Source organism: Actinopolyspora mortivallis DSM 44261, from assembly GCF_000384035.1.
GTDB lineage: Bacteria > Actinomycetota > Actinomycetes > Mycobacteriales > Pseudonocardiaceae > Actinopolyspora > Actinopolyspora mortivallis.
Window position 1 is genome coordinate 2,623,297 of sequence record NZ_KB913024.1, and the last position, 13,090, is coordinate 2,636,386.

15 protein-coding genes are annotated in these 13,090 nt (G+C 69.2%); 3 read left to right on the plus strand and 12 right to left on the minus strand.

The features are described 5' to 3' along the window. Positions 1 to 7: 7 nt before the first annotated feature. The 5 genes from ACTMO_RS0112350 to ACTMO_RS0112370 all read right to left on the minus strand — a co-directional run bounded on the left by ACTMO_RS0112350 (position 8) and on the right by ACTMO_RS0112370 (position 5,067). Positions 8 to 1,114: a serpin family protein gene (locus ACTMO_RS0112350; RefSeq protein WP_019855001.1), complete on the minus strand. Its 1,107-nt coding sequence runs from the start codon at positions 1,112 to 1,114 to the stop codon at positions 8 to 10. A 157-nt stretch (positions 1,115 to 1,271) separates the two neighbouring features. Then, the gene (locus ACTMO_RS0112355) at positions 1,272 to 1,469 is read right to left on the minus strand and encodes a hypothetical protein (RefSeq protein ID WP_019855002.1); all 198 of its coding nucleotides are present in this window, start codon (positions 1,467 to 1,469) and stop codon (positions 1,272 to 1,274) included. Positions 1,470 to 1,594: 125 nt separating this feature from the next. After that, complete coding sequence (locus tag ACTMO_RS0112360) at positions 1,595 to 2,887, minus strand: deoxyguanosinetriphosphate triphosphohydrolase (protein ID WP_019855003.1); 1,293 nt, start codon at positions 2,885 to 2,887, stop codon at positions 1,595 to 1,597. Positions 2,888 to 2,967: 80 nt separating this feature from the next. Next, complete coding sequence (locus tag ACTMO_RS0112365; protein ID WP_019855004.1) at positions 2,968 to 3,624, minus strand: YdcF family protein; 657 nt, start codon at positions 3,622 to 3,624, stop codon at positions 2,968 to 2,970. Positions 3,625 to 3,681: 57 nt separating this feature from the next. Continuing rightward, positions 3,682 to 5,067 carry a glycine--tRNA ligase gene (locus ACTMO_RS0112370; protein WP_026449168.1) on the minus strand — a complete coding sequence of 462 codons (1,386 nt, stop codon included), beginning with the start codon at positions 5,065 to 5,067 and terminating at the stop codon, positions 3,682 to 3,684. A 358-nt stretch (positions 5,068 to 5,425) separates the two neighbouring features. On the opposite strand from ACTMO_RS0112370, the gene ACTMO_RS0112375 reads away from it, so the two are divergent. Both ACTMO_RS0112375 and ACTMO_RS0112380 read left to right on the plus strand, forming a co-directional pair. Then, a complete protein-coding gene (locus ACTMO_RS0112375) occupies positions 5,426 to 5,836 on the plus strand; it encodes an ArsR/SmtB family transcription factor (protein WP_211212952.1) in 411 nt (136 codons plus the stop codon). Further along, positions 5,833 to 6,252 carry a Fur family transcriptional regulator gene (locus ACTMO_RS0112380; protein WP_019855007.1) on the plus strand — a complete coding sequence of 140 codons (420 nt, stop codon included), beginning with the start codon at positions 5,833 to 5,835 and terminating at the stop codon, positions 6,250 to 6,252. The genes ACTMO_RS0112375 and ACTMO_RS0112380 overlap by 4 nt, the downstream gene beginning before the upstream one ends. Before the next feature lie 61 nt (positions 6,253 to 6,313). Here the strand turns inward: ACTMO_RS0112380 and ACTMO_RS0112385 are convergent, their stop codons facing one another. The 5 genes from ACTMO_RS0112385 to ACTMO_RS0112405 form a co-directional block, all read right to left on the minus strand. Then, the gene (locus ACTMO_RS0112385; protein ID WP_019855008.1) at positions 6,314 to 6,763 is read right to left on the minus strand and encodes a hypothetical protein; all 450 of its coding nucleotides are present in this window, start codon (positions 6,761 to 6,763) and stop codon (positions 6,314 to 6,316) included. After that, positions 6,763 to 7,605 (minus strand): isoprenyl transferase, encoded by an 843-nt coding sequence (locus tag ACTMO_RS0112390; RefSeq protein ID WP_026449169.1) that lies wholly within the window; start codon positions 7,603 to 7,605, stop codon positions 6,763 to 6,765. The genes ACTMO_RS0112385 and ACTMO_RS0112390 overlap by 1 nt, the downstream gene beginning before the upstream one ends. 68 nt (positions 7,606 to 7,673) lie before the next feature. Further along, complete coding sequence (locus tag ACTMO_RS0112395; protein WP_019855010.1) at positions 7,674 to 8,291, minus strand: GNAT family N-acetyltransferase; 618 nt, start codon at positions 8,289 to 8,291, stop codon at positions 7,674 to 7,676. Next, the gene (recO, locus tag ACTMO_RS0112400; RefSeq protein ID WP_019855011.1) at positions 8,288 to 9,172 is read right to left on the minus strand and encodes a DNA repair protein RecO; all 885 of its coding nucleotides are present in this window, start codon (positions 9,170 to 9,172) and stop codon (positions 8,288 to 8,290) included. Before recO ends, ACTMO_RS0112395 begins: the two co-directional genes overlap by 4 nt. Before the next feature lie 28 nt (positions 9,173 to 9,200). Beyond that, entirely contained in the window at positions 9,201 to 9,632 is a 432-nt protein-coding gene (locus tag ACTMO_RS0112405) for a DUF2752 domain-containing protein (RefSeq protein WP_245556148.1), read from the minus strand. Positions 9,633 to 9,787: 155 nt separating this feature from the next. On the opposite strand from ACTMO_RS0112405, the gene ACTMO_RS0112415 reads away from it, so the two are divergent. Then, a complete protein-coding gene (locus ACTMO_RS0112415; RefSeq protein WP_019855013.1) occupies positions 9,788 to 10,249 on the plus strand; it encodes a DUF4190 domain-containing protein in 462 nt (153 codons plus the stop codon). A 117-nt stretch (positions 10,250 to 10,366) separates the two neighbouring features. On the opposite strand, the gene era is transcribed toward ACTMO_RS0112415, so the two are convergent. Together era and ACTMO_RS0112425 are read right to left on the minus strand one after the other, a co-directional pair. Next, on the minus strand, positions 10,367 to 11,275 hold the full coding sequence (gene era / locus ACTMO_RS0112420) for a GTPase Era (RefSeq protein ID WP_019855014.1): 909 nt from the start codon (positions 11,273 to 11,275) through the stop codon (positions 10,367 to 10,369). A 24-nt stretch (positions 11,276 to 11,299) separates the two neighbouring features. Beyond that, the gene (locus ACTMO_RS0112425) at positions 11,300 to 13,075 is read right to left on the minus strand and encodes a chloride channel protein (RefSeq protein ID WP_033401920.1); all 1,776 of its coding nucleotides are present in this window, start codon (positions 13,073 to 13,075) and stop codon (positions 11,300 to 11,302) included. Between the last annotated feature and the right edge of the window lie 15 nt (positions 13,076 to 13,090).

The following is a 13,090-nucleotide window of genomic DNA, read 5'->3' on the forward strand; positions in this document are numbered from 1 at the left end:
CCCTCTCCTACCCCGCCTCACCTTCCGGGGATACGACCCGGGCGAGGAAGTAGACGGCTCCCCCTCGGGAGTGGCGTACCAGGAACCAGAAGGGACGGTCCACCGTCACCCGCAGCGGTTCCGGTTCCTCCACCAACGCGGTGAGCCGCATCATCGCCGCCGTGGCCGCCGCTCCCTCCAGGCCGTTCTCGTCCACCCGCAGCACCGCCTCGTGCACGGCTGTGGAGATCCGCAGCGGTTTCTCGGTGAGCCCACCGAAATCCGCCTCGGGGGTGAAGGCGGTGCGCATCCCCAGCGCGGTGAGCGGCTCGTTCAGCTCCGCCGAGCCCGTGACCTCGAACTTCGGCATCCTCAGTTCCACCTGCCGCTGCTGGGGGGCCGTGACCAGACGGCGCAGCCGCGCGGGGGTCAGTGCCGGTTCGGCCGCCTCCAGCGCGGAGTCGGGCAGCAGCACCAGCGCCTCCACCTCACCACGGGCGGGCAACCGCACCACCTGCCAGCCCTCGACACGGGCATAGCCCAGCGTCGCGTTCACCCGCATGGTGGGAACCGACCGGGTGCCTCCGGAAGCGTGGAACGGCAGCGGGGCGGTGTCCCGCCGCTCGAAGGCACTGTTCCAGGGGGTTCTCAGATAGAGCGCGTTGACCAGGGCGGCGACCGTCTCCGAGTCGACCGTTCCCGCCTTGACCAACTCCGGTATCAGCCCCCTGGTCACCTCGGCCACGTCCGCGTTGATCTCCTGCCGGGCTCGCTCCGGGGCGACGCGGAAGGGCGTGGTGCGTATCCGGCTTCCGGGCCAGTCGGAGAACTCCGCGCGGTACTCGGCACGCGGAACGAGTTCCTCGTCGACCCACAACCGGTTGGCCACGGCGGCGTCCACGTCCTCGGCGACGGCGACGGTCTGCTCGGCCACCGCGCGCAGCTGTTCGGGGAAACGTCCGTCGGGCTCGGCCCCCAGCATCCGTGCCGTCTCCGCCCGGGTACTCCCTCGGGCGGCCGAGGCGAGCATACCGAGCGTGCTCACCACCGAATAGGGTGACCAGCAGAAGTTGCGCCCGACCTCGGAGGTGAGAACTCGGTGCAGGCGCAGCGGGAATTCGAGTTGTGCGTCCACGATGACGTCGCGCTCCGATCCACCACGGGAGCCGCTTCGCTCCGGTCCCGCGCGAGTCTGCCACTCCCCGGTGGCTCGGGGCGAGTGTGAGCGGGCTTTCCGGTGCTCGTCACCGTCCGGCTCGATCGGTGAGCCCGCCGTGGCTCTCCCCTGCGGCTCAGCGCAGGGACTCCTCCTCGATGTCGGCCAGCCCCATCAGCCGAAGCTCCTGGGCGATGTAGCCCGCTGCGCGTTCGGCAGCGGGGTCCTGCCAGCGCAGGTCCTTCACCCAGTCGGCGACGTTGTCGCAGTTGACATAGGGCTCCCCGTCGACGACGAGCTTCTGGATGTGGTGCCGGTTCGTCTCGTTGGACATCGGGGGTCTCCTCGCGGCCTCACGGACCTGTTTCACTCGAAAGAGTTAATCATGACCAGCGAAAATCACGCTACGTGTCAGCGTGCCCCAACAGGAACGGCAAACGCCGCCCTGTCTGACATAGCTCACACGAAATCGCCGTCTTTGGACACGCACCGCTCATACCAGGTCACGGCTTGGGAGTCGGTGAGCGAAGCGACCCGGTCCAACACGACCCGCATCCGTTCGCCGTCGTCGGCGGCGTTCGACCACGCGAGCCGGTCCGGCGGATCCAACGAGTCGGGGGCGCCCTCGAGGAGGGCCTCCACCAGCTCCCGCAGCATCCTCCGCTGCCTCCGCTGCACCCGCAGCCGCCGCTCGTCCCGCATCACGTAACGCAGCGCGACGGCCTTGAGCACGGCGACCTCGGCCCGCACCCGGTCGGGCACCACCAGCTCGGCCTCGTAACGCGTCAGCGGCCCCTGCCCGAACACGCCACGCGTGCCCCGCACCGCCGCCGTGACGAACCGGCCCACGAGCTCACTGGTCAACCCCTTGAGCGCCGCCTGCGCCCGGACCGAACCGTCGTAGTCGAGCACCTCGGCCAGGGCGGGCATCCCCGACAAGCCGGTGACCGCCTCCTCCAGCAGTCCGGCGGACAACATCCGCTGCCGCAGGAAGTTCCCGCTCGCGATCCGCAGGATCTCGTCCCGTTCCCCCTCGTCGCCCAGGGCGCGCAACGAGATCCGGCCGGCACGCACCCCGTCCTCCAGGTCGTGGACCGAATAGGCGACGTCGTCGGCCCAGTCCATCACCTGGGCCTCCAGGCACCGCCTCCCGGCAGGGACCCCCTGACGCACCCACTCGAAGACGGCGGAGTCCGCCCCGTAGACCCCGAACTTCCCGTCCCGGGAGGCGGACAGCGGCCAGGGGTACTTCAAGACCGCGTCCAGCGAGGCCCTGGTCAGGTTCAGTCCCCGCCCGAGTCCGTCCGAACCGAGCAGCTTGGGTTCCAGCCGGGTCAGGATGCGCAGCGTCTGCGCGTTGCCCTCGAAACCACCGCAGTCCACGGCCAGCTCGGCCAGAGCCCACTCCCCGTTGTGCCCGAACGGCGGATGCCCGATGTCGTGCGCCAACCCCGCCGTGTCCACCACGTCGGGGTCGGCACCGAGTTCGACCGCGATGCCCCGTCCGATCTGGGCGACCTCGAGCGAGTGGGTCAACCGGGTGCGCGGAACGTCCCCCTCCTCCGGACCGACCACCTGTGTCTTGCCCGCGAGACGACGCAGCGCCGCCGAGTGCAGCACCCGTGCCCGGTCCCGCGCGAAAGGGGAACGCGACGAATCCGAACCGTCGGCCACCTCGGTCCGCTTCGGGGGTTCGGCGAACCACCGCTGCCGGTCGTACCCGGTGTAGCCGGGTGTGTCACCAGAGGACATCGCCCACAGCTTACGAAAAACCCCGACATCCTCCCGTGCTCGGCAACGGGTGTGCCGGGCCCGGGCGGGCGGGTACCGGCTCAGCCCAGACCGTGCCCGGCCACCCCGGCCGAGGCGTGGGTGAGACGGTAGAAGAGCATCGCCGCGGCCTCACGCAGGATGTAGTAGGTACGAACCTCCCCGGTGGGACCGCTGCGGGTCGGGGACACCGTCGCCCGCAGGCCGAGGTCCTCGGCCATCGTGCGGGAACGCCAGGAGTGCCAGGGGTCGCTGACGATGAGGGCGGAGTTCCACGAGTTCTCCCGCGCGACCTCGGCCACGGCGCTGATGCTGCGGAGCGTGTCACTGCCCACCTCCGCCTCGGTGACGGCACCCGCGGGCACTCCGTGCTCCACCAACCACATCCGGCTCGCCTCGGCCTCGGTGTAGTTGTCACCGAGCTGTCCGCCACCCACCGTCACGACGTGGCCCGCCCGCCCCTGCCGGTACAGCTCCAGGGCGTGTTCGAGCCGAGCCCGCAGCACCGGCGAGGGATCACCGTTGTACTGCGCCGCTCCCAACACCACGATCATGTCGGCGCTGCTCCGCTCGTCGACCTGGGCGACCTGCCATACCCGGAACACCGTGCCGCCCAGTACCAACAGCGCCACCAACACCGCGCCGAGCACACTCCGCCGCAACCAACGGGCCACCCGCCGGGAGGCCGGAATCCGCGTGGAATCGGGGTGATCGCTCACACCGGCATCGTTGCAGATCCGTCGACACCTCCGGCGGGGTACCCGCCCCTCGGTCGATCAGCAGCCCACCAACCGGGCCGCGAGGTAGGACTCCAGCTTGTCGACGGAGACCCGTTCCTGCTCCATCGTGTCCCGCTCGCGCACCGTCACGGCGTGGTCGGAGAGGGTGTCGAAGTCCACCGTCACACAGAACGGCGTCCCGATCTCGTCGTGCCTGCGGTAACGACGCCCGATGGCTCCGGCGTCGTCGAAGTCGATGTTCCAGTTGCGGCGCAGCGCCGCGGCCACGTCACGCGCCTTCGGGGACAGGTCGGAGTTGCGCGACAACGGCAGCACGGCCACCTTGATCGGCGCCAGTCTCCGGTCCAGCTTGAGCACGACCCGCTTGTCCACGCCCCCCTTGGCGTTGGGGGCCTCGTCCTCCCGGTACGCGTCGACCAGGAAGGCCATCATCGGACGGCCCAACCCGGCCGCCGGTTCGATCACGTAGGGGCGGTAGCGCGAGTTGCTCGACTGGTCGAAGTAGGAGAGGTCCACCCCGGAGTGGTTGGAGTGGGTGGTCAGGTCGAAATCGGTACGGTTGGCGATACCCTCCAGCTCACCCCACTCGCTGCCGCTGAACCCGAAGCGGTACTCGATGTCCACGGTGCGCTTCGAGTAGTGCGACAGCTTCTCCTTCGGGTGCTCGTAGTGCCGCAGGTTGTCCGGGTTGATACCCAGGTCGGTGTACCACTCGGTCCGGGTGGCGATCCAGTACTCGTGCCAGGACTCGTCCTCGCCCGGCTCCACGAAGAACTCCATCTCCATCTGCTCGAACTCACGGGTGCGGAAGATGAAGTTGCCCGGGGTGACCTCGTTGCGGAAGGACTTGCCGACCTGCCCTATCCCGAAGGGCGGTTTCTTCCGCGCGGTGGTCATCACGTTCAGGAAGTTGACGAAGATCCCCTGCGCGGTCTCCGGGCGGAGGTAGTGCAGCCCCTCCTCCGAGTCCACCGGCCCGAGAAAGGTCTTGAGCAGACCGTTGAACATCCTGGGCTCGGTGAACTGACCGCGCGTCCCACAGTTGGGGCAGGGAACCTCGGAGAGGTCGTTCTCGTCGACCTCCTTGCCGGTCCGCGCGGCGTAGTCCTCGGCGAGCTGGTCGGAACGGTGCCTGTGGTGACAGGCCGTGCACTCGACCAGTGGATCGACGAACTCCTGGACGTGGCCGGATGCCTCCCAGACCTGCCTCGGCAGGATGACCGAGGAGTCCAGTCCGACGACGTCGTCGCGTCCCTGTACGACGCTGCGCCACCACTGGCGCTTGATGTTGTCCTTGAGCTCCACCCCGAGCGGCCCGTAGTCCCATGCCGACCGGGTACCGCCGTAAATCTCCCCGCTCGGGTAGACGAAGCCACGGCGCTTGCACAGGTTCACGATCGTTTCGATCTGGTCGGTGGGCACGTTCACTCCACGCTCGTCGCTGGTTGTTCGGGCTCTGGTCGGTGCTCTCGGCGACCCCGGAGAGGACGAGCCGACCAAGCTGGTACGGATTCTTGCCGGTGGGGTCCCCAGCGTACCCAGGTGGTCCGTGAGCCCACGCGCCCACCCGACCGGCGACGGTCCCTCACGTCCCGGAGGCGTCGTCGTCCCGTCCACAGGGACGTCGCCCCCGTGTCACGGCCCGTAGAATGGCCCCGTCGGCCCCGAGGCCTGCGCCACGAAAAGCCGAGAGGATGACACGGTCAAGGGACGGCGGCATCCGCGGCACCGTCCGGAACGAGTGGGTGATCACCGCATGGTCACGTCCCCGGAACATCTCATGAACAGCGACGAGGGGCACCTTCACGAGCGGGCCGCCCCGGCGCCCCCCTGCGATCCGGCCACGCTCTCCGAGGCGGGCAACCTGCTGCGGGCCCTGGCCGCCCCGGTGCGGATCGCGATCGTGCTCCAGTTACGAAGGGCGGAACGCTGCGTCCACGACCTGGTCGACGCCCTGGGAGTGACCCAGCCCCTGATCAGTCAGCACCTTCGGGTGCTGAAGGACGCCGGAGTCGTGCACGGCAGGAGGAACGGTCGGGAGGTGGTCTACCGGCTGGTCGACGATCACTTGGCCCACATCGTCGTGGACGCCGTGGCGCACGCCGAGGAGGACGCACACCGCACCGAGGAGCCTCTCGACGAGCCGACACACGTCCCCGGAGAACACCGACAGGAGACGGAGACAGCGTGACCTCCAGCGAGCGTCCCGCGGCCGCGATCCCGGGCCTGCGGGCCACCAGACAGCGAGCGGCGGTATCGCGTCTGCTCAACGAGATAGACGACTTCCGTTCCGCGCAGGAGCTGCACGAGAAACTGCGGCACAGGGGGGAGGGCATCGGGCTGACCACGGTCTACCGGACCCTGCAGTCGCTCGCGGAGGCCGGAGAGGTCGACGTACTGCGCAGCGAGTCCGGGGAGGCCGTCTACCGCAAGTGCTCCGACCAGCACCATCATCACCTGGTCTGCAGACACTGCGGCCGGACCGTGGAGGTGGCCGACCCTCCCGTGGAGGACTGGGCCGAACGCATCGCCGCCGAACACGGGTTCTCCCAGGTCCACCACACCGTGGAGATCGTCGGGACCTGCGCGGACTGCGGCGCGCGCTGAGGCCCTCCCCCGAGGGCAGGGAGGAACCCTTCCCCGCCGACCTCCGTCCCCGCCGGGTGGCTCAGTCGGACTCCGGCGGCTCCTCCCCTCCCCCCGCCTCGAAGCGGGCCTCGAACTCCTCGCGCAACCGCGAGGCGGTGGACACGACCAGCATCAGCAGGGTACTCAGCGGAGCGGGGGCCAGTCCTTCGGCGGGGAAGGCGTAGCGGAGGGTGAGATCCGTGCCGCCGGTGGTGCGCACCGTCCCGAGTGTTCCGAACAGCCCCTCACCGGCACGTTCGGCCACCCAGTGGGAGAGTTCCCCGGACTCGGGGAGGTCCCAGGCCAGCACACAGGTCAGGCTCAGCACCGTGAGCCCGTCGGCGAGCTGCATCGCCTGCACGGCGCAGGGGATCCCGGAGTGCAGAAAGCTCAACGCGCCGTCGTCGTCCACCCGGACCTCGTAGTAGCTCTCCAGGACCCGTTTGGCCGAGGTGAGCAGATCGGCGGTGGTCGCCGCTTCCCTGGACATCAGTCGTCCCCCTGTTCCGACTCCCCGGCGGTGTGCTGCGCCGCCCGGTCCACCGCGCCTCCGAAACGCCGGTCCCGTCCGGCGTAGGCCAGACAGGCCTCCCAGAGGTGCCGCCGGTCCACGTCGGGGAACAACGTGTCCTGGAAGACCATCTCCGCGTAGGCGGACTGCCAGAGCATGAAGTTGGAGGTGCGACGTTCCCCGGAGGGGCGGATGAACAGGTCCACGTCCGGCATCTCCGGCTGGTAGAGGTGGCGAGCCACCGTACGCTGGTCGACCCGGTCCGGGTTTATGTGTCCCTGCGCGGCCAGCCTGGCGATCTCCCGCGCGGCGTCGCCGATCTCCGCGCGTCCACCGTAGTTGACGCACATCGTGAGGTTCATGACCTGGTTACCCGCGGTCCGCTCCTCGGCCGAACGCAGCTCGTTGACCACACTGCGCCACAGCTTGGGACGACGCCCCGCCCAGCGGACCCGCACCCCCAGCTCGTCGAGCTCGTCCACCCGACGACGGATCACGTCCCGGTTGAAGCCCATCAGGAACTTGACCTCCTCCGGGCTGCGCTTCCAGTTCTCCGTGGAGAACGCGTACAGCGAGAGCCACCGCACCCCCAGCTCGATGGCGCCGCGGGCCAGTTCGAGCACCACGGCCTCGCCCCGCTTGTGCCCCTCGACACGCGGCAGTCCCCGCTCGTTGGCCCACCTGCCGTTGCCGTCCATGACGACGGCCACGTGATGGGGAACCAGTTCCAGGGGCAGTTCCGGAGGTTTCGCACCGGAGGGGTGCGGGTCGGGTGCTCGTACGTCCGAAGCTTCCCTGCCCCGCCCACGGCGTCGCAGCATCGGGCTTCCCTTCGTGATCACTGAGCCGGTTCGACTACGGCGGCCCCATTCTCCCGGACGCGTGCCGTTCACCGGCCCAGCGGGCGGGCGAAACGGATCGCCGGACCGTCGTCCAAGGACAGCCTGGTCATTCCCATCGCCCGATAGAAGGCGTGCGCCGAGGCGTTCGTGGCCCGCACGCCGAGCTGCACCCCGGGAGATCCCGCCTCGGCCAGTGCCTCGAACAGCACCCGCAGCAGTGCGGCGCCCACTCCCCTGCCGCGTGCTCCGGCGAGCACGTTGACGTGCAGGTGGGAGGGATAGGTCTCCGTGTCCGGAAGCAACATCGAACACGGCCGGTGCAGCAGTGAGCGCAGCTGGACGTCGGCGTCACCGGCACGGAGGAGGGACTCCCGCCGGGAGGGAGCGGGGTGGCTGCGCGCGAACCGTGGCGACCAGTGACGTCGCCAGTCGCGGAAGAACCCGACCGAGTCGCGGGCGGCCACCACGTAACCGAGCGGCTGTCCCGCGAGTTCGGCCACGAAACACAGCTCGGGTTGCAGCGCCAGGTAGGGGGAGGCGAACACGTGCGCCATCAGCTCGGGCTCGTTCAGGATGTTGCGCGCGTGTTCACCGGCATCGCCCGTGGCCACGCAGATCCGACGCACGTCCACCTCGTCACCGGGGCGGAAACGACGAACCCTCAACGACGCCCCGAGGGACCGGCGGGGTGCTCCCCCCGGGAGGGCTCCAGTGTCCCGGCCCGTTCGCGGATCAGCTCGGGAACGGGATCCGGCCCCCCTTGCCCGGATCCGGCTTCGGGGGAATTCCCGGACGTTGCCTCCGTGCCGTGTGCCGTGGAACGCTCGACCAGCGGCAGGGAACGCAGCTGACGTTCCAGGTGCCACTGCAGGTGCGCCGCGACGAGACCGCTTCCCTCCCTGCGTACCGGGTCCTCGGAGATCTCGGCCTCGTCCCAGTCCCCGTCGAGCAGCGCCCGCATCAACGAGATCGTGGCCGAGGAGGGACGGCTCGCCCCGGCTGGGCGGCACTGGCCACACACCGTGCCCCCCAACGGAACGCTGAAGGCGGTGTGCGGGCCCGAGAGGCCACAGCGTGCGCACTCCCCGAGAGCGGGGGACCATCCGGCGAAGGCCATGGCACGCAGCACGAAGGCGTCCAGCAGCAGGGAGGCGTCCCGCCGCCCGTCGGCCAGCGCCCGTAGCACCCCCACCACGAGCAAGTACATGCGCAGCACCGGCTCGCGTTCCTCGGCCACGATCCGGTCCGCCGTCTCCAGCACCGCGCAGGCCGTGGTGTAACGCCGGTAGTCGGCGACGATGCCCACGCCGAAGGCGTCCAGGGTCTGGACCTGGGTGACCACGTCGAGAGTGCGGCCGGTGTGCAGCTGCGTGTCCACGTGCGCGAAGGGTTCCAGACGGGCGCCGAACCTGGATCCCGTACGACGCACCCCCTTGGCCACGGCACGGACCTTGCCGTACCGCCGGGTCAACAGGGTGATGATCCGGTCCGCCTCACCGAGTTTGCCCACCCGCAGCACGACACCGACATCCCGATACAGGCTCACCCCGCCATCCTCCCACCGGGTCGAGAGGTCAGACCGCCAACGTCGTGAAGGGTTCCACCGGCAGGTTGCGCAGCACCGTCCAGAGCAGCAGCCCTCCCCCCATCAGGGCCGCGGCCACCGTCCCGGCCACCCCCGATGGCCACAGTCGCCGCGCACGTCCCGTCTCGTAGCGCGCCCCGGCAACCAGCAGCGCCACCGTCGAGGGCAGCAGGACCAAGGCGGCGAAGGCGTTGTACTCCAGGGCACGGACGGGGTGTCCCCGCAACAGCGCGGCGAGCATCCGCGTTCCCCCGCACATGGGGCCGTTCCAACCCAGCGCGGCGAACACACAGGGGAGGTCGAAAGGTGAGATCACCAACAACGCTCCGGCCGTTCCCAGTCCCAGGGCGAGCAGTGCCGTACGCCAGGCTCTGAACGGAGTCCGCGCGATCACGGTGCGCACCACCGACCTCCACGTCACGGTGGCTCCCCTCGGGAACCTCACACGGCTGCCCGGACGTCGAACCGTCGCCTGACGGAGCGCCCTCCCGATCGGTGATCCTATTACCGAAGACGGCACACAACCACGGTGGCGGCATGATTGGATCCGCACGACGTCGTCGAAGGAGCCTGTAGATGACCAACCCGTACGGGTCGGGACCGCACGACCAGCCGCCGAACAGCGGCGACTTCTCCCAACCGCACCAGTCCTCCTACACGGGAGGTTTCCAGTATCCCGGCTACCAACCGGGTCAGCAGTATCCCGGCAGCCAGAACATCTACATCGGTTACGAGGGGGGACAGCTCCCACGCAACAACGGGTTGGCCATCACCTCGATGGTGCTGTCGCTGGTCGCGATCCCGTTCATGTGTGGTCTGTGGCCCGGTGGACTACTCGCGCTTCTTGGGGTGATCTTCGGTCACGTGGCCCAGTCGCAGATCAGCCGCGACGGCACCCGGGGCAGTGGGATGGCCACGGCGGGGCTCGTGATCGGTTACTGCCTGCTGGGCCTGTTCCTGCTGGGGGTCCTCTCCTTCCTCGCGTTCGGACTCGGCAGCCTGCCGTTCCTGGTCGGTACCGCCGGTACGAGCGTGTGAGGGAGCATCCCGGTCAGGAGCATCGGGGTATGCGGCGCGAGCCCCACTCCACCGACTCGGGAGTCCCACACCGGTTCGTCGCGGGACGGGGCCTCGGGCCGTGCGAGCCACCGGAGTTCAGAAGCCGAGTTTGCGCAACTGCTTCGGATCCCGCTGCCACTCCTTCGCGATCTTGACCTGCAGGTCCAGGTATATCTTGCTGCCGAGCAGGGCCTGGATCTGCCTGCGGGACCGCTCCCCGACCTCCTTGAGCCGTTCCCCGTTCCTGCCGATCACGATGGCCTTCTGGCTGGAACGCTCCACGTGCAGGGAGACGTAGATGTCGACCAGGTTGTCGTAGCCCTGCCGGGGGGCCATCTCGTCGATGGTCACCGCCAGGGAGTGCGGCAGTTCGTCGCGGACCCCTTCCAGCGCGGCCTCCCGGACGAGCTCGGCCACCAGTGACTCCTCCGGCTGGTCGGTGATCTCTCCCTCCGGGTACAGCTGCGGGCCCTCCGGCACCTGACGCACCAGCAGGTCGGACAGCAGGTCGACCTGGAAACGGTCCACGGCGGAGACCGGGACTATCTCGGTGAAGTCCATGAGTTCCTGCATCGCCACCAGCTGTTCGGCGACACGCTTCTTGGCGACCAGGTCGGTCTTGGTCACGATCCCGATCACCGGAGTGCGGCGGGCGACCTTGGCCAGTTCCTGGGCGATGTGGCGGTCACCGGGGCCGATCTTCTGGTCGGCGGGCACGCAGAAACCGATGACGTCGACCTCCGACCACGTGGTGTGCACCAGATCGTTGAGTCGCTCCCCCAGCAGGGTCCGTGGCCGGTGCAGCCCGGGAGTGTCCACGATGATCAACTGCGCGTCGGGGCGGTGCACGATGCCGCGGATGGTGTGCCGGGTGGTCTGCGGCTTGCTGGAGGTGATGGCCACCTTGGTCCCGACGAGGGAGTTGGTCAGTGTCGACTTGCCCGCGTTCGGCCGTCCGACGAAGCAGGCGAACCCTGAACGGTGTGTTTCACTTGAGCTGGTCACGGCCCCATTGTCGCCGTAGGGGGCTCAGCGCCTGCCAGCGGTGGTCCCCATGCAGCTCAACAGGGTGCGGTGGCTGATCCAGCCCACGGGTCGACCGTCCCGCTCGTCCAGTACCGGAGCGGCAGTGACGTCCAGGGAGACCAGCGCGTCCAGGGCGTCGACGAGTGAGGTCGAAGTCCCCACCTCCGGGGGCTTTTCGAGCAGGTCACCGACCTGGCCGGTGTTCGTGGTGCCGTCACCGAGCACCTCGGCGACGGCCGCGGCCGTGACACATCCCCGATACCCGCCCTCGGAGTCCACCACGGGCAACGCGGAGTCCCCGCAGTGGGCCAGACGTTGGGCGGCCTCCGGAAGCGTGGTGTGGGGTTCCAGCGCGGGGGGCAGCGGTTCCATCACGTCGGCCACGGTGCGGTCCGGCAGGCGGCCCCGGCGGTACCTGGCGTCCAGGTCGATGCCGCGCCTGCTCAGCTTGCTCGTGTAGATGGTGTCCCTGCTCAGGGTCCTGCTGACCAGGGTCGCCACGACCACGGCCAGCATCAGCGGCAGAATGATCGAGTACTGTCCGGTCAGCTCGAACAGGATGATCACCGCGGTGATCGGGGCCCGGGCCGAGCCCGCGAAGGCGGCCCCCATGCCGATCAGCCCGTAGGCTCCCGGGGAGCCGGCCACCCCGGGCAGCAGCTCGTTGGCGATCATGCCGAAGGCGGTTCCGCCCATCCCCCCGATGAACAGGGCGGGGGCGAAGACTCCGCCCGAGCCGCCGATACCGATGGTCAGACTGGTGGCCAGCATCTTGCCGAGCAGCAGCACGAGCAGGAACCACACCGCGTAGTCCCCGCCGATGGCGTGGTTCAGCACGGGGTAGCCGACCCCGTACATCTGCGGCAGTACCAGCAGCACCAGACCGAGCAGCAGCCCTCCGACCCCGGGACGCAACCACTCCGGTCCCCGCCAGAGGTGGTCACAGACGTCCTCGATCCCGTAGAGCACCTTGCCGAACAGCACTCCGGCGGCGCCGACGAGGATCCCCAGCAGGGCGAACAGCAGGAACTCGGTCGGGTTGTGCAGGTGGAAGTCCGGCAGGGTGAGGAAGGCCTCGTTGCCCATCACGGCCCGGCCGATGACGCTGGCGGTGACGCTGGAGAGCACGACAGCGCCGAAGGACTCCACGGCGAAGTCCCGCAGAATGAGCTCCATGGCGAAGAAGGGGCCCGCCATCGGAGCGTTGAAGGTCGCGGCGATGCCCCCCGCGGCACCGCAGGCGACCAGCACACGCATCCGGCGCTCGGGCAGGCGGATGTTGTGTCCCACCGTGGAGCCGAGTGCCGAGCCGATCTGGACGATCGGTCCTTCCCTGCCGACGGAGCCCCCACCACCGATGCACAGGGCCGAAGCCACGGCCTTGACGAAGCTGACCTGGGGTTTTATGCGCCCCCCTTGTTCGGACACGGCGTACATGACCTCGGGAACACCGTGTCCCTTGGCCTCCGGGGCCAGCCAGTACATCAGGGGGCCGTAGAGCAGTCCCGCCACGGCGGGCGCGAGCACGAGGAACCAGACGCCGAGCCCGGGAAGCCATTCGTGTGCGGCCCCCGGGGCGGTGGTGTACTCCGGCCGGCCGGTGAACAGCTCGGTCGCCGAGGTGATCAACCACCGGAACGCGATGGCGCCGAGTCCGGCGCCGACCCCGACCAGCAGAGCGAGGGCCATCAGGCCGCTGCCGCGTTCGCGGAGCCAGGCAGCGATCCGCCCACACACCGATCCGGTCAGGGCTGCTGATCGTTTTCCGGCCACCGCCATCACCATTGCATAATG